General features: G+C 34.4%; 12 protein-coding genes and 1 pseudogene. 11 read left to right on the top strand and 2 right to left on the bottom strand.

Annotated features, from left to right (window positions below):
* The first annotated feature begins 12 nt into the window (after positions 1-12).
* From ACEN2F_RS11705 to ACEN2F_RS11680, 6 genes are all read left to right on the top strand, one after another.
* Positions 13-1,671 (top strand): peptidase domain-containing ABC transporter, encoded by a 1,659-nt coding sequence (locus ACEN2F_RS11705; protein ID WP_441739284.1) that lies wholly within the window; start codon positions 13-15, stop codon positions 1,669-1,671.
* 6 nt (positions 1,672-1,677) lie between these two features.
* The gene (locus ACEN2F_RS11700; protein WP_441739282.1) at positions 1,678-3,024 is read left to right on the top strand and encodes an HlyD family secretion protein; all 1,347 of its coding nucleotides are present in this window, start codon (positions 1,678-1,680) and stop codon (positions 3,022-3,024) included.
* On the top strand, positions 3,025-4,413 hold the full coding sequence (locus tag ACEN2F_RS11695; RefSeq protein ID WP_441739280.1) for a TolC family protein: 1,389 nt from the start codon (positions 3,025-3,027) through the stop codon (positions 4,411-4,413).
* Positions 4,414-4,457: 44 nt separating this feature from the next.
* On the top strand, positions 4,458-5,276 hold the full coding sequence (gene map, locus ACEN2F_RS11690; RefSeq protein ID WP_441739278.1) for a type I methionyl aminopeptidase: 819 nt from the start codon (positions 4,458-4,460) through the stop codon (positions 5,274-5,276).
* Positions 5,277-5,344: 68 nt separating this feature from the next.
* Complete coding sequence (locus tag ACEN2F_RS11685; protein ID WP_441739276.1) at positions 5,345-5,761, top strand: GxxExxY protein; 417 nt, start codon at positions 5,345-5,347, stop codon at positions 5,759-5,761.
* A gap of 51 nt (positions 5,762-5,812) precedes the next feature.
* The gene (locus ACEN2F_RS11680) at positions 5,813-6,577 is read left to right on the top strand and encodes a class I SAM-dependent methyltransferase (RefSeq protein WP_441739274.1); all 765 of its coding nucleotides are present in this window, start codon (positions 5,813-5,815) and stop codon (positions 6,575-6,577) included.
* 78 nt (positions 6,578-6,655) lie between these two features.
* On the opposite strand, the gene ACEN2F_RS11675 is transcribed toward ACEN2F_RS11680, so the two are convergent.
* Together ACEN2F_RS11675 and ACEN2F_RS11670 are read right to left on the bottom strand one after the other, a co-directional pair.
* Positions 6,656-7,039: a hypothetical protein gene (locus ACEN2F_RS11675; protein ID WP_441739272.1), complete on the bottom strand. Its 384-nt coding sequence runs from the start codon at positions 7,037-7,039 to the stop codon at positions 6,656-6,658.
* A gap of 12 nt (positions 7,040-7,051) precedes the next feature.
* A pseudogene (locus tag ACEN2F_RS11670) lies at positions 7,052-7,330 on the bottom strand (M16 family metallopeptidase); the annotation flags it as partial.
* Positions 7,331-7,563: 233 nt separating this feature from the next.
* Here ACEN2F_RS11670 and ACEN2F_RS11665 point away from each other — a divergent pair.
* From ACEN2F_RS11665 to ACEN2F_RS11645, 5 genes are all read left to right on the top strand, one after another.
* A complete protein-coding gene (locus ACEN2F_RS11665) occupies positions 7,564-8,829 on the top strand; it encodes a DUF5103 domain-containing protein (protein ID WP_441739270.1) in 1,266 nt (421 codons plus the stop codon).
* Positions 8,830-8,906: 77 nt separating this feature from the next.
* Entirely contained in the window at positions 8,907-9,293 is a 387-nt protein-coding gene (gene apaG, locus ACEN2F_RS11660; RefSeq protein ID WP_441739268.1) for a Co2+/Mg2+ efflux protein ApaG, read from the top strand.
* Positions 9,294-9,452: 159 nt separating this feature from the next.
* Entirely contained in the window at positions 9,453-11,081 is a 1,629-nt protein-coding gene (gene pruA, locus ACEN2F_RS11655) for an L-glutamate gamma-semialdehyde dehydrogenase (protein ID WP_441739266.1), read from the top strand.
* A gap of 523 nt (positions 11,082-11,604) precedes the next feature.
* Complete coding sequence (locus ACEN2F_RS11650) at positions 11,605-14,820, top strand: SusC/RagA family TonB-linked outer membrane protein (RefSeq protein WP_441739264.1); 3,216 nt, start codon at positions 11,605-11,607, stop codon at positions 14,818-14,820.
* 4 nt (positions 14,821-14,824) lie between these two features.
* A complete protein-coding gene (locus tag ACEN2F_RS11645) occupies positions 14,825-16,273 on the top strand; it encodes a SusD/RagB family nutrient-binding outer membrane lipoprotein (RefSeq protein WP_441739262.1) in 1,449 nt (482 codons plus the stop codon).
* Positions 16,274-16,301: the final 28 nt, after the last annotated feature.

The raw sequence follows: 16,301 nt of genomic DNA, 5'->3' as shown, positions 1-16,301 counted from the left end.
TACATTCCTACTATGACTCCTTTAAAACGATTTTACAATTTACTTGAATTAGATAAAAAAGATGTCTATCAAATATTTTTTTACGCCATTTTTGCAGGATTACTCAGTTTATCGCTTCCACTGGGAATACAAGCAATTACTAATTTTATACAATCAGGACGAGTAAGTGCATCATGGATCGTGCTAATTGTTCTCGTGATTTTTGGTGTGACATTAGTGGGTATTCTATCGTTAATGCAACTCCGGATCACAGAAAACTTGCAACAAAAAATATTTGTTCGCTCTTCATTTGAATTTGCTGCACGCCTGCCAAAAATACAACCAAAAGAATTATACGACAGTTACCCTCCTGAGTTAGCCAATCGATTCTTTGACACTATGACCATTCAAAAAGGAACTTCAAAGTTACTAACTGACTTTTCGGCGGCATTGTTACAAATTGTTTTTGGTATCATATTATTGTCATTGTACCACCCTTACTTTATCATCTTTGGTGTATTGCTTATGGGGCTCTTGTACTTTATATTTAAGTTTTCTTTTAAATCAGGTATTGAAACAAGTTTAAAAGAATCTAAATTCAAATACAAAGTAGCGAGTTGGTTGCAAGAAATGGCCCGAAATAATTTTAGTTTTAGAAATGAGCTCAATTATGATTTTGCATTAAAAAAAAATAATTCAATTGTAACCGATTATCTAGCCTATCGTGAAAAACATTTTGATGTTATCAAAAAACAATTCACGCAATTGATCATTTTTAAAGTTGTCATCACGGGAAGTTTATTGTCTATTGGTGGGTTCTTAGTTTTATCTCAACAAATGAATATTGGTCAGTTCGTTGCTGCTGAAATCATCATTTTATTGGTTATCAACTCTGTTGAAAAAATAATCATCGGACTAGAAACCTTCTATGATGTACTGACTTCGATTGAAAAAATTGGAGAAGTTACTGATTTGGAATTAGAAGATTCAGCAAATTTGCACAATGACACCTGCTACAACAACATATCTTTAGAAATAGAAAGTCTTACTTTCCAGTTTCCCGATTCGGAAAAAGAAATTTTAAGCGCTATTTCATTAAAAATAGATCAAGGAGAAAAAATTGTAATTAACGGCGAAAATGGCTCTGGCAAAACAACCTTGATCCGAATATTATCTGGTTTATTGCAGCCCACCAGTGGCTCCGTGTATATCAATGACGACACATTCCGGAAAATAAACCTCAAACAATACCGCTCACAAATAGGAAGTGTGATTTATGGGGAACGACCTTTTGAAGGAACTTTACTGGAAAATATAACCTTCAATGATCCTTCTGTAAGTTCCGAAGATATAAAATGGGCTTTAGATGGGGTGCAGCTCACCTCATTTATAAAACTGTTTCCCAAAGGATTAGATACGAGAATTTATCCTGAAGGACGACAATTAACCTCCTCTAACGCTCAAAAAGTATTGCTAGCGAGAAGCATTATTCACAAACCTAAAATACTTTTTTATGAAGACCCAACGGACACCATGGACGAAAAAGCAGCTAATGAAATTATAGACTTTATCACATCCGATACAAATCAATGGACCATTATCGTATCTTCAAAAAACCCGTATTGGGAAACCAAATGCAATCGAAAAATCACGATGAAAAATGGACACATTCAACTTGATTCAAAAAAATAATTAGTCATGCTAAACATATCCAACAACAAAACAAGGTTACAATCTCTTGAGCAGTATGAAACGGTCAAGAACTTAACGAATAGACCCCATTATAAAATTTTAAATAAAATAATAACGGGCGTTTCTATCATTGGGGTAATAGCATTATTTCTGCCTTGGACTCAAAATATTTCTGGTACAGGAGCAGTGACAACTTTAAAACCGAGTCAAAGACCACAATCAATCCAGAGTATCATTTCAGGTCGAATTGAAAAATGGTATGTCCAAGAAGGCGATTTTGTCAAAAAAGGTGATACGATCCTCTTCATTTCAGAGATTAAAGAAGATTATATGGACCCTAATTTAGTAGAGAATACTAAGAGTCAAATTGATGCTAAGAAACAATCTTTGCAATCCTATGGTTCAAAAGTAAGCACACTTTCTGGTCAAATTATTGCCATTGAAAGCGAGAAAATACTAAAACTAGAACAGGCACGAAACAAAATCAGACAATCCGTTTTAAAGATTGAAAGCGACAGTATGGATTTGGTTGCTGTACAAACCCAGCTAAAAATTGCAAATACGCAATACAATCGTTCCGTACAATTGAACAAAGAAGGTTTGAAACCACTTACTGATATTGAAGAAAAAAGATTAAAATTGCAAGAAGTAGAAGCTAAAATCATCACCCAAGAAAATAAATTTCTAACCAGCAAAAACGAATTAATCAATGCTAAAGTAGAAATAAATCGCATAGGTGCTGAGTATGCTGAAAAAGCATCTAAAGCAACAAGTGATAAATTTACGGCTATTAGTAGTCAATTTGAAACAGATGCCCAAGTATCTAAACTAGAGAATTTATATGCAAACTACAGTATTCGAAATGGAATGTACTACATCAAAGCATCGCAAAACGGCTATATTAACAGGGCATTGCAATCCGGACTTGGAGAAACGGTAAAAGAAGGAACTCCAATAGTCACTATCATGCCATCTGATTATGATCTTGCGGTTGAAACATTTGTAAACCCAATAGATTTACCATTATTAGCCAAAGGCGAAAAGGTACGCGTTTGGTTTGATGGCTGGCCTACAATTGTTTTTTCAGGATGGCCAAATATGTCGTATGGTACTTTTGGCGGTGAAATTGTTGCTATAGAAAATTTTATAAGTACCAATGGAAAATATCGTGTTTTGATTGCCCCAGATAAAGAAGAAGCCAAATGGCCAGTCCAATTGAGTATTGGTGCAGGCGCACAAACCATAGCTTTGCTAGATAATGTTCCGGTATGGTTTGAATTGTGGAGATCCCTAAACGGATTCCCTCCTAATTACTACAAACCTTTGCCTGCAAAAACAACAGAAAAAAAATAAATGAAACAGATATTTTTAGCGTTTTTATTCTTCGGGTTTTTTGTACAGGCTCAAGAAAAAATATCCAACGAACTTACCTACACTGAATTTCTTGGTTATGTAAAAAAGTACCATCCATTAGTTAAAAACGCCAATTTAGAAATTAGTAAATCACAAGCTAACTTGATGATGGCTCGTGGTGGTTTTGACCCAAAAATAGAAGTTGATTTCAGCAAAAAACAATTCAAAGACAAGGAATATTATTCTATTTTAAATAGTAGTTTCAAAATTCCGACTTGGTATGGAATTGAGATTAAAGCTGGATTTGACAACAGTGAAGGTGTGTATTTGAATCCCCAAAATACGCTTCCTAATCAAGGACTAACCTCACTGGGAGTTACTATTCCGCTTGGACAAGGATTATTTATTAATCAAAGAATGGCAGATGTTCGAAAGGCAAAAATGCAAATGCAACTGAGTCAAGCAGAACGAAAACTGCAAGCCATCGTTGTTTTATATGATGCATCACTGGCATATTTCAATTGGAAGAAAAACTTTAACGAAGTAGCATTGTATCAAGAATACAATAACAATGCACAAATTCGGTTTAAAGGAATCCAATCTTTAATTATACAAGGAGACAAACCATCAATTGATAGTGTTGAAGCTGGAATTATTCTAAAAAACAGGAAATTGAGTTTAGAAGATTCAAATCTGAAATTGGCTAAAGCCAAATTAGAACTAGCTACTTTTCTATGGTTAGAAGACAATATTCCGCTAGAATTATCAGATACATTAATCCCTGAAATACAACTAGAATTTACAATTCAAGAAAGTTTAAAAACAACTAATTTATTAAATCAAGATTTCGTTATTACAAACCATCCGAAAATTGATGCGTTGCAAAGTAAAATTGATATGTTGAACGTAGAACGAAAACTAAAAGCCAATATGCTTTTGCCAAAAATTGATATTGGATACTCCTATATATCTGAACCCAGTTATATTGATAATTATCAGTTTGAAGACTATAAAGTTGGTTTGGATTTCTATTTCCCTTTGTTTCTTCGAAAAGAACGTGGAGGTTTAAAACTGGCAAAATACAAAGTCCAGGAATCTGAATATATACTAGATCTGGAAAAAGTGCAATTGACCAATAAAATCAATGCCCAAAAAATGGAAATCGAATCACTTTTAAAACAAAAAGAGTTAATCAAAGATTTAGTCCAAGATAACATCATTATGCTAACTGCAGAAGAACGTTTGTTTTCTTACGGTGAAAGTTCCTTATTCTTAATCAATATTCGAGAAAATAATTTAGTTACAGCCCAACTTTCTAAAATAGCATTAGAGAACCGTTTTTACATCTCTAATTCGGAACTTTTTAAAATCATGGCCAATCCGGATTAAATAATTATAAAATTGTATTTTTGCAATCTGAAAAAAATGAAATTATGATTATTGTAAAATCTCGTGAAGAAATCGAATTGATGCGCGAAAGTGCGTTGATCGTATCAAAAACATTAGGAATGATTGCTTCTGAAATCAAAGAAGGAGTCACCACATTATACCTCGATAAATTAGCCGAAACCTTCATTCGTGATCACGGCGCTGAACCAAGTTTCCTTGGTTTATATGGTTTTCCAAACTCACTTTGCATGAGTCCAAACGCACAAGTAGTGCATGGAATCCCGAATAACAAACCACTAGAAAGCGGTGATGTAATCTCTGTTGATTGTGGCGCTTTTAAAAATGGTTATCATGGTGATCATGCCTACTCTTTTGAAATTGGCGAAGTTGCTCCCGAAACTAAAAAATTATTACAAGTAACCAAAGAATCTTTGTATGTTGGAATCCGCGAGTTAAAAATAGGAAACCGTGTAGAAGATGTAGGAAATGCTATTCAAAAATATACGGAATCATTTGGTTATGGTGTGGTTCGTGAATTAGTAGGTCATGGCGTAGGACAAAAAATGCATGAAGATCCGGAAATGCCTAATTATGGCAAAAAAGGCAGAGGAAAACTGTTTGTAGAAGGAATGGTTGTGGCTATTGAACCAATGATTAATTTGGGAACCCGAAACATCAAACAACACAAGGATGGCTGGACAATCACTACTGCTGACGGAAAACCAAGTGCTCATTTTGAACATGATGTTGCCATTATCGATGGAAAACCAGAACTTTTATCCACTTTTGCATATGTTTACAAAGCGTTAGGAATTGTAAGCAATGAAGAAGAGGAATTTAGAAGAGAGCCTTTCGTTATGTAAAGTATTTCACAAAGATTCACAAAGTAAACTCAGAGATTCACAAAATTTAATTTCTAAATTATTTATAAATGACAGATGATGGATTTACAGAGATCTCTGCAGATTTACAAGCAATTTCATACAAAGTGATTGGTCTAGCCATTGAAGTTCATCGTCAGCTTGGGCCAGGACTTCTGGAATCAGCTTATCAAGAATGTCTTTTTTATGAAATTAAAAAAACGGGGTTACAAGTAGAAAAAGAAATAACGCTTCCGATAATATACAAGGAAATAAAACTAGATCAAGGATATAGAATTGACTTATTAGTAGAAAACAAGTTAGTTATTGAATTGAAAACAGTTGAAAATTATACTTCCGTGCATTTTGCACAAATACTTACCTATTTAAAACTTGGAAATTATCCTTTGGGCTTACTCATAAATTACAACAGTAAAATTTTAAAAAACAATATAAAACGATTCATAAATACAACTCCAGATTCTTAAAAAAACTTAGTGAATCTTTGAGTTTACTTTGTGGATCTTTGTGAAACAACGATGAAAAAACTCTTTAAACTTATACTCAACACCATTCCTCGTCCTATACTTATTCGATTAAGTTATGTAGCGCGACCACTTCTTGCTTTTGCGTTAAAAGGAACTATATTCACTGATCCTATTGACGGGAAAAGTTTCAAAATGTTTTTACCTTACGGTTACGGAACACAACGAAATAATGTGCTTTCGCCAAGTACACTTTCCCTGGAAAGACACCGTTTATTATGGTTGTATTTAAATGAAAAAACCGATTTTTTTTCGTCTCCAAAAAAAGTACTGCACTTTGCACCAGAGCAAGCTTTTTATAAATTGTTTCGAAACCAAAAAAATCTAGATTACACGACAACCGATTTGTTTTCACCTCTGGCAGATGTGAAAGCCGACATTTGCGATTTACCTTTTGAAGACAATCAATATGATGTTATTTTGTGCAACCATGTTTTAGAACACATTCCGGATGACACTAAAGCAATGCAGGAATTGTATCGGGTTTTGAAACCTGGTGGAATGGCTATTTTACAAATTCCACAGGATTTATCCAGAGCCACCACTTTTGCTGATGATTCCATTACTGACCAAAAAGAACGCGCTAAAATATTTGGTCAATACGATCACGTTCGTATTTACGGCCGCGATTATTTTGATAAATTACGAAGTATCGGTTTTAAAGTAATTGAAGAAGATTACACCAATAAAATTGCACCTGAGTTAGTGGAAAAATATTGTTTGGCTAAAGGAGAAATTATTCCCGTTTGTTTTAAATAATTCAACCCATAAATTCACATCATAAAATAACCTGCTAAAGTTAATTTTAGCAGGTTTTTAGTTTAGAAGCGCGTCGGATTATTTTTTTTCCGGCATCAACATTCCAATTACTTTATCTTTAGTAAGGTATTTTTTGGCAATGTTTTGAATATCTTTTGCATTAACTGCATTTACAGCTTCCTCAAATTTCAAAACCTCTTCCGGACTGTTTCCATTGATGTAAGATCTAGTAAAGTTAGACAACCAGTATCTGTTTTCTTTACTGTCTTTTCTAAAATCAGCTAATTCTCCTTCTTTGAATTTAGCTAAATCTTTTTCGTCTGGTCCGTTATCGATAATATTTTGAAGTTCTTTTAAAGCAGAAGCAGTCAATTTTTTAGCATTATCCGGTCCACATGGAAAACCAATTGTGAAACCATACGATCCATTTGGAATTTTATTCAAACTTCCTCTTGCTGACACACCTTATACACCACTTTTAAAATGCTGTCCAAACTTTACACCAATACTTTGTAAATAATCAACCAATTGGTTTTTAGGAAAACGCTTGGTTCCATTAAAACACATGTGCTCCATAAAATGCGCTAATCCTTGTTGGTCATCGGTTTCTAAAATAGATCCCGCATTGACAACTAAGCGCAGATCCACTTTGTTTTCCGGTTTGGCATTTTTCTTGATGTAATAGGTTAATCCATTTTCCAATTTTCCAGTCTTTACGGTCGGATCAAAAGGAATGGCTTTTGAATAATCCATTTGTTGGGCAAAAGCAGCTAATGGAAATAGCAAAACGCCAAATACTAATTTGTTGATTTTTTTCATAAGGTGTGTTTATTTAAAGTAAAACTAGCTAGTTAGCAATTAAAAATAACTTGAATTAAGATAAAATTAACAGATATTACGCACAAAAAAAATAGCGCTCTAAAAAGCCATCATTTACCAAAAACAAAAGGTAATTGTTATATTTACGCAATCTTAAGTTCCACTCCATGACGAAACCGTTTCTCAAAATAGCCTTTTTTTTTCTCAGTATATTTTTTTCCTGTTTTTCTTTTGCTCAAGCAGAAAAAGAAGTTGCTCCGCCGTACCACATTAAGACTATTTCGTTCATTCAGAATGACCAAAACATAATTCCGTTTTTAAAATTAGGAGAAGGATTTCAATTGGAATTTGATGATCTTTTTGGCAATGAAGCCAATTATTACTACGAAATAATTCATTGTGATTACAACTGGAATCCAACGTCAATTCCAAAAAACGAATACTTGGAAGGTTTTGACAACCAAAGAATTCAAGATTACACCAATTCATTTAACACTTTACAAATATACTCGCATTACAAATTAGCGATTCCAAATCAGTTTACGCAACAATTAAAGATTAGTGGTAATTACATGATTAAAGTATTGGATGAAAACAAAGAAGTAGTTTTTTCGAGAAAATTTATTTTATATGAAGATTTGGTTACGGTTCCTATTCAAGTAAAAAGAGCGCGAACCATAGGTAATATTGAGACAAAACAAAATCTGGATTTCAGTATTAAGTCAAATTCTATTATTTTTCAAACCCCATTGCGAAACGTAAAAGTGCTGATCCTTCAAAACGGACAATGGAAAACGGCGCTGAAAAACATTGTGCCTCAATACACCATTGGCAATGATTTAATTTACAAATACGATACCGAAACTCAGTTTTGGGCCGGAAACGAATTTCTATTTTTCGAAAACAAAGAAATCCGTTCGGCAAGCAATAATGTAGCCCGAATTGATTCTAGTACGCCTATTTACGGATCGTTTTTGTATACCAGCGAGGCAAGAGCGAACCAGCCCTACTCCTTTACTCAAGATGTCAATGGTGCTTTTGTTATTAAAAATTTAAATGCTGCTAAAAGCGAAATTGAAGCGGATTATGTTTGGGTATATTTCAGTCTTTCGGCACCTAGTTTCCGATTGAACAAAAATATTTATGTAACCGGAATGTTCAATAATTACAATTTAAGTCCCGAATTTAAAATGGATTATAATCCTAAAAAAGGAATTTATGAGAAAGCAATATTAATCAAACAAGGATTTACAAATTTTCAATACACCATAGCGGATGAGCAAGGCGTAATTGATCACGAAAATGCAATTGATGGCAATTTTTACCAAACAGAAAATGAGTATACGATCCTGGTTTATTATAGAGAAAACATTGATCGTTATGACAGGGTTGTGGGAAAAGGAATGGCGAGTTCCATAAATATTATAAACTAAAAAAGTTTCTGAATTTTAATAAAACGCCATCAATTTTTTGTAAATTTGATGTAAATATTCACACACATCTAATCTATATGGTTTCACAAATAACAAGAGGTATTAAAATTACGGTATTGACTAGTTTTGAGGGTACTTACTTTAAAAACTACAAAATTCATTTTGCCTTTAGTTACGTAATTACAATTGAAAATCACAGTAAGGATTCGGTTCAATTAATGACGCGGCATTGGGAAATTTTTGATTCTTTAAATGAAATCGAAATTGTGGATGGTGAAGGCGTAATAGGTAAAAAACCTATTTTAAAACCAGGTGAATTTCACACTTACAGTTCAGGTTGTTTATTGTCATCGCCTTATGGTGCCATGAAAGGACACTTTAACATGATTAATTATACCTCAACAAGAAACTTTAGAGTTATCGTGCCTGCCTTCCGATTGTGCGCTCCATTTGCTTTAAATTAATTTTTCCTTTCTAATATATTTCTTATTATTATTTTAAGAAATTTTCATATTATCCTTCGTACTTTTGTAGTACACTAAATTTTTGATCAAACATCAAGTAATTTATTTTTTAATTATCTAATCTTAATCTCTTAAAACAGATTATCAAATTACAATATCATGCTAAAAGGATTTTTTCATGCACCAAAAGCAGTAAACGAACCGGTAAAAGGGTATGCACCAAATTCACCTGAAAAAGCTGCCGTTCAAGCCGCTTATACAAAGATGTGGAATTCTAAAATCGACGTACCCTTATATATTGGAAGCGAAGAAATTAGAACTGGGAATACTAAAATAATGTCAGCACCACATGATCACCAGCATAGTGTAGGAACGTATCATCTAGCCGAAAAATCACATGTAGAGCAAGCAATTGCAAATGCTTTAGAATCAAGAAAAGCTTGGGCAAACATGGCTTGGGAACAGCGAGCAGCCATTTTCTTAAAAGCAGCTGAATTGATTGCAGGTCCGTACAGAGCGAGAATCAATGCTGCAACAATGATTGCACAATCTAAAAATGTACATCAGGCTGAAATTGATGCATCTTGTGAACTTATTGACTTTTTGCGTTTCAACGTAGAATTCATGACTCAAATATATGGAGATCAGCCAGCATCTACCTCAGATATGTGGAATCGTTTAGAATACAGACCTCTTGAAGGATTTGTATATGCGATCACACCTTTTAATTTTACTGCAATTGCTGGAAATCTTCCAGCTAGTGCTGCAATGATGGGTAACGTTGTGGTTTGGAAACCAAGTGACAGTCAAGTCTTCTCTGCACAAATTATAATCGAAGTATTCAAAGAAGCAGGTGTACCTGATGGAGTTATCAATGTAGTTTTTGGAGACCCTTCAATGATTACCGACACCATTCTTGCAAGTCGTGACTTTGCTGGAATTCATTTTACAGGCTCAACCCAAGTGTTCAAAGATATTTGGGCAAAAATTGGAACTAACATCCGTCATTACAAAACGTACCCAAGAATCGTGGGAGAAACAGGTGGTAAAGATTTTATCATCGCTCATTCAAGTGCTAACCCTAAACAAGTTTCTACGGGAATTGTACGAGGAGCTTTTGAATTTCAAGGACAAAAATGTTCCGCAGCCTCTAGATCTTACGTTCCAAGAAGTTTGTGGCCCGCTGTAAAGGAACAAATTATTGCTGATGTAACATCAATGAAAATGGGATCTCCAGAAGATTTTAGTAATTTTATTACAGCCGTCATCCACGAAGGTTCATTTGACAAATTAGCAAGTTATATAGACCAAGCTAAAAAAGATAGTGATGCTGAGATTATTGTAGGAGGAAATTACGACAAATCAGTTGGATACTTTATTGAGCCTACTGTAATTGTAACAACAAATCCTCATTATACCACCATGGCAACTGAATTATTTGGACCAGTAATGACAATATTCGTGTACGAAGATGAAAAATGGGAAGAAACATTAGAATTAGTAGACACAACATCCGAATATGCATTAACAGGAGCTGTTTTTAGTCAAGATCGTTACGCAATTGAAGTAGCTACAGTAAAACTACAGAATGCTGCCGGTAACTTCTATATCAATGATAAGCCAACGGGCGCTGTAGTGGGACAACAACCTTTTGGCGGAGCAAGAGCTTCAGGAACCAATGACAAAGCCGGTTCTCCCTTGAACTTATTGCGTTGGGCTTCTGCAAGAACAATTAAAGAAACTTTCGTTACTCCTGTAGATTACAGATACCCTTTCTTAGGAGAGTAACAATAAGGAGGAATTTACCTCACGAAATAAAATAATTCTAAACCCCCAACATTCAAAATAATTGAATCTTGGGGGTTTTTTAGTGCTAGACATTAATACCAAAAAAAATTGTTGCTACCAAATAAATACTTCCCTAAACTGATTGCCCCCTTTTGAAAACTATCCATAAAACGACCTCAATTACATCCTTTAGATTGTTTTTGGTACTTTGTTAAAATAGCACAATGAAGTTTTAGCGATTTTTGATTTTTGGATAAATTAGATTCAATCTTTTCAACAAAACGGACTGACCTTTATCGAAAATAATTTCAAATAATTGATTCTTCTTTTAAATGAAGCAATTAACCCACTGAACTAAAAAACAATACTGAATTTACAATTAGTTCAACTTTTTGGCTTTAAAAACAAACAAAAAACATTCTTTAGGGTTAATTACTATTATTTAAAATAAAAAATTATCATAATATTAGGTTTTTTAACTTAGATTTATGATTTTTGAGTCATCTAACCAAAAATCATAATTATGAAACTAAAGTTTAATGGATTCATAGTACTGCTATTAGTACTTGTGACGCAATTGACCTTTGCGCAAGAACGATCTGTTTCGGGGATCGTTTCGGATAATGCAGGGATTCCAATACCGGGAGTCAGTGTATTAGTAAAGGGGACTAAATCAGGAACACAAACTGATTTTGACGGGAAATTTTCAATAAAAGCCACATCAAGCCAAATCTTGATCTTTAGCTATATTGGATTAAAAACCCAGGAAATATCAGCCGGTTCTTTAACCTTGAAAGTAAAAATGGCCGATGAATCGGTAGAATTAGAAGGAGTTGTAATCAATGCCTTAGGAGTTGAAGTAAAAAAGAATCAGTCAGCATCTGCCTATTCTAAAGTAAAAGGTACTGCATTAACTAATTCAGGAGAGACATCTCTTTTAAAAGGATTATCAGCTAAAGCATCGGGTGTTAGTATAGTCTCTAATTCAGGTGATCCTGGATCTGGAGCATACATTCAAATTAGAGGGCAAAACTCCATAACAGGTTCAACACAACCTTTGTTCGTCATTGATGGAATTCCAATTTCAAGCGACGAAATCGGCAGCACTGTTGATGGTGTAGGCCAACAAAGTAGAATGAATGATATCAATCCGAATGATGTAGAGTCTGTAGAAGTTTTAAAAGGTGCATCTGCAGCTGCTCTTTGGGGATACAGAGCCGCCAATGGAGTGGTTCTTATTAAAACTAAAAAAGGAAAAAAGGGAAAAATATCTGTAAATGTAAATTCGACTGTTTCTTTTGATAAAGTTAATATACGAATGAGTCTTCAAGATCGTTTCGGTCAGGGTACAAATGGCGTTTGGACTAGAAATAATGCCAACTCATTTGGGGATAAAATTTCTGCAAGAGCAGGTGGACTTGATGTTTTTAATACAACTGCACGTTCTTTTCTTTCCAATAATGGAAATACAATTTATCCAATAGCTGCAGGTGGTAAAAGAAGCACTGCCAACTTTAATGACTCCAACATGGATTCAGTTATCGGAGATGGTTTTTCTATCGACAACCACGTAGGAATAAGCGGTGGTGGCGAAAACACCAACTTTTATCTTGGAATAGGAAGTACTAAACAAGATGGAATAGTTAGAAATTCTGATTATGAAAGAACAAGCATCGACTTCACTAGTGAGTCAAAAATTGGAGACAAAACTACGTTTAAAAGTAAATTTGGTTATTCCTCCTCAAATTCGAATAGAATACAAACTGGTTCGAATTTAAGTGGACTATATTTAGGCCTTTACCGATCACCCGCAGATTTTGACAATAGGGATTTCATTGGAACTAATTTTAGTGCCACAGGCGTACCTTCTTTTAACAGCCAAAGAGCCTACAGACAAGATACGGGAACTTTTGATACTGATCTCAATCCTAGTTATAACAATCCACTGTGGACAACTGATGTTCAAAAAAACCCAAACACTGTTGACCGCTATATTGCAGGTTTCGAATTAAAACACGAAGTAAAAGATTGGTTATCTTTATTGGCAAGGGTAGGCTTAGATGGATATAGCGACAAAAGAATAACGATGTTTCCAATGAATTCCTCAGAAAATGCTGGAAATGGTAGTGCAAATGAAAGCGTTACTGATTTCCAACAATACAATGTTGATTTCATGGCACTAGGAGATTTAAGAGTGAATGATGCTATTGGCCTTAATTACTTAGTTGGAATTAATTTTGCTGAAACAAAATATGACCAAAGAGGAGGAACATACAAAAACTTTTTAATTGACACCAACACATTTTCTTATGACAATGCATTGATTATTGATAAAACAACCTTTCTTGATAGAACATATTCAAAACTTAGTGGTGCATATTTCTCTACAGCTTTTGATTACAAAGACTATCTATTCCTAACTTTAGGTGGACGTTTTGAAACCTCTTCTAGTTACGACCCTAATTTGAAAGTCTATTTTTATCCAACTGCAGAATTTGGATATAAATTCACTAAAAATTTGGAAAACAAAGTACTTACGGACGGGAAACTTCGCTTAACGTTTGGGCAAATAGCCTCTATACCAAGACCATATGCAGGAATAACTTATTTTAACTCTGCTGTTGGAGCTGAGGGTTACGGTCCGGCTTACGACTCTGGAGTATATAACGGTTCTTTTCAACGATCTGCTACTGGCGGAAACCCCAACTTAAAACCTGAAATAAAAACAGAATTTGAAATAGGTACAGATTTAGAATTCTTTAATAGAATTAAACTGAACGCTACCTACTACACAAATGAAACCAAAGATTTACTTGTAGACGTCCCTTTGAATGGTAGTTCAACTTTTAGTACTCTTTATGGTAATTTTGCGACAATACAAAACAAAGGAATTGAAATTGACTTTGACGCTAACATTCTGTCTTCGGATTCAGCTATAAAATGGAACATCTTTGGTAACTGGAGTATGAATAGAAATGAAGTAACACAATTAGAAGGCACAGAATCATTATTTTTAAATGGCTTTACAGGATCATCTTCTCGTGCAGTATTGGGGCAACCTCTTGGTGTACTTTGGGGTGGAAAATTTGATAGAGATCCAAATGGAACAATGATTTTAGATGCAAATGGTTTTCCAACAGTTGCTTTATCTGAAGGAGTTATAGGAGATCCTAATCCAAATTGGAGAGGAGCAATTGGAACATCAATCTCGTACAAAAACTTTAAAGTGAGTACTCTGTTTGATGCTTCTATTGGTGGTGAATTATGGGATGGTACAAGTGGTGCTTTAAATAACTTTGGTAGAACATGGGAAACTGCAAACGAATCTACTTTGACAACTCCATTAGTAAATTATAATGGTGTAACGATCCCAGTAGGTACGGTACGAGGAAACATACGTGATTTTGGAGCAGGACCTGTTTTTCTTGATCAATCGTGGTATCAAAGTGTTGGAGGTGGTTTTGGGCCCGTTTCTGAACAGTTTATCAAATCTGCATCGTGGATTAAATGGAGAGAGTTAACATTATCTTATTTATTGAAATTTAAAGACACTAAAATGGGAGTTGAAAGTATAACTTTCTCTGGAACCGGCAGGAATTTATGGTTATGGACGGAAGCAAAAGACCTAGGCCAAGATCCAGAAACCAATCTTACGGGAGGATCAAACGGAAGAGGACTACAATATTTCAACAGTCCAAACTCTAAGTCTTTGTTATTTAGCGTAAACTTAAAATTCTAAAAAAATGAAAAATATATTTTTAAAAACAGCAAGTCTATGCTTACTAATTACAACCATATTTAGTTGTACTGATTACGTAGACAACATTAATGTAGATCCGGATAACTTGTCTGATAGTGACGCCTCAAACTTATTTCAAGGAGTACTTTTAGCTAATCAGTTTTTTCAAACAAGTTCAAGCACCAGAGAAGTAATGATTTGGTTAAACCAAGCTAAAGGAGAAAACAGACAGTACATTGCTCTAAATAACTGGAACAATACCACTGCATCTGCATTTGATGACACTTGGAATAATGCGTATGTAAATTGCATCACACAAGCAAAAATAACCGTAGCTAAAGCAGACAAAGAATTGAATCCAAAACTAAAAGGAGCTGCTCAAGTAATAGAGGCACATTGTATAGGAACAGTAACTGCTTTATGGGGTGACGTGCCTTATTCTGAATTGGACATAACAGGAAATAATTTAACCCCTAAATATGACTCTCAAGCTGCTATTTATAGCAGTATCCAGACTTTATTGGATAATGCTATAAATAATCTTAGTTCAAATAAAGGGAAGGGAATTCCATCTACAAAAGATATTTATTATGCCGGTGATGCTTCGAAATGGTTGCAATTAGCTTATTCTCTAAAAGCAAGATATTATATTCATGTTAAAGACTATACAAAAGCTAAGGCAAATGCACTTTTAGGAATAAATAGTGCAGATGATGATTTCAAAGCACTATTTGGAAATTCTTATGCGCAGAATTTCAACCCTTTCTATTCATTTCTTGTTTACGACAGAGATGACTACATGTCTGGAGACAGCTATGCAGCCAGAATACTAGATCCATCTTCATCTTTGTATAGAGGTAATGTAAAAACTGATGAGTCAGCAAGATATGCCTTCACTTACAATCAAGAATACTTCGCCCCATATGGTCTAAATATTTATGGCTCAGATTACGGAGGAACAAACGGAAAATTCGGAAGTGACTCACCACTACCAATGATTACTTATGGTGAAATGCAATTGATTATTGCCGAAGTTGATACAAGATCATCTTTTACTGCCGGCTTGGCCTCATACAATAATTATAGAGCTTTGTTAAATGCTGGTTATTCTATTGGCATAGCAAATGGCGGTTATGATGGCGAGGGACTTACCTATGCTGCTTATACAGCACTTGATTTTGCTCCTACAGGAATAGAGAATGCCTCTGGTAGCCTTACTGATCAAAATGCATTATTGAGAGAAATATTTCAAGAAAGATATATCTATTTCATGGCTAATTATGAAAGTTATAATGATTTTGGGAGGTCTAATAACTTGGCTCAAATTCAATTAAAAACCGGTAATACAGGAACTCCAGAGCGATTTTTATATCCTCAGGTAGAAGTTAATGCAAACCCAAACACACCTAAACCTTTGCCTTCTATTATTACAAAAACACCTGTACATAATTAATTTTAAAATTATATAATTAAAACCATCC

The sequence above is a fragment of the Flavobacterium sp. W20_MBD1_R3 genome (genome assembly GCF_052119725.1).
Classification (GTDB): domain Bacteria; phylum Bacteroidota; class Bacteroidia; order Flavobacteriales; family Flavobacteriaceae; genus Flavobacterium.
This window is presented reverse-complemented; position numbering and strand designations above follow the sequence as displayed.

What these genes read in the sequence shown, in the direction of transcription:
- ACEN2F_RS11705 (WP_441739284.1), top strand. Translation starts at nt 13, where the DNA reads ATGACTCCTTTAAAACGATTTTACAATTTACTTGAATTAGATAAAAAA.
- ACEN2F_RS11700 (WP_441739282.1), top strand. Translation starts at nt 1,678, where the DNA reads ATGCTAAACATATCCAACAACAAAACAAGGTTACAATCTCTTGAGCAG.
- ACEN2F_RS11695 (WP_441739280.1), top strand. Translation starts at nt 3,025, where the DNA reads ATGAAACAGATATTTTTAGCGTTTTTATTCTTCGGGTTTTTTGTACAG.
- map (WP_441739278.1), top strand. Translation starts at nt 4,458, where the DNA reads ATGATTATTGTAAAATCTCGTGAAGAAATCGAATTGATGCGCGAAAGT.
- ACEN2F_RS11685 (WP_441739276.1), top strand. Translation starts at nt 5,345, where the DNA reads ATGACAGATGATGGATTTACAGAGATCTCTGCAGATTTACAAGCAATT.
- ACEN2F_RS11680 (WP_441739274.1), top strand. Translation starts at nt 5,813, where the DNA reads ATGAAAAAACTCTTTAAACTTATACTCAACACCATTCCTCGTCCTATA.
- ACEN2F_RS11665 (WP_441739270.1), top strand. Translation starts at nt 7,564, where the DNA reads ATGACGAAACCGTTTCTCAAAATAGCCTTTTTTTTTCTCAGTATATTT.
- apaG (WP_441739268.1), top strand. Translation starts at nt 8,907, where the DNA reads ATGGTTTCACAAATAACAAGAGGTATTAAAATTACGGTATTGACTAGT.
- pruA (WP_441739266.1), top strand. Translation starts at nt 9,453, where the DNA reads ATGCTAAAAGGATTTTTTCATGCACCAAAAGCAGTAAACGAACCGGTA.
- ACEN2F_RS11650 (WP_441739264.1), top strand. Translation starts at nt 11,605, where the DNA reads ATGAAACTAAAGTTTAATGGATTCATAGTACTGCTATTAGTACTTGTG.
- ACEN2F_RS11645 (WP_441739262.1), top strand. Translation starts at nt 14,825, where the DNA reads ATGAAAAATATATTTTTAAAAACAGCAAGTCTATGCTTACTAATTACA.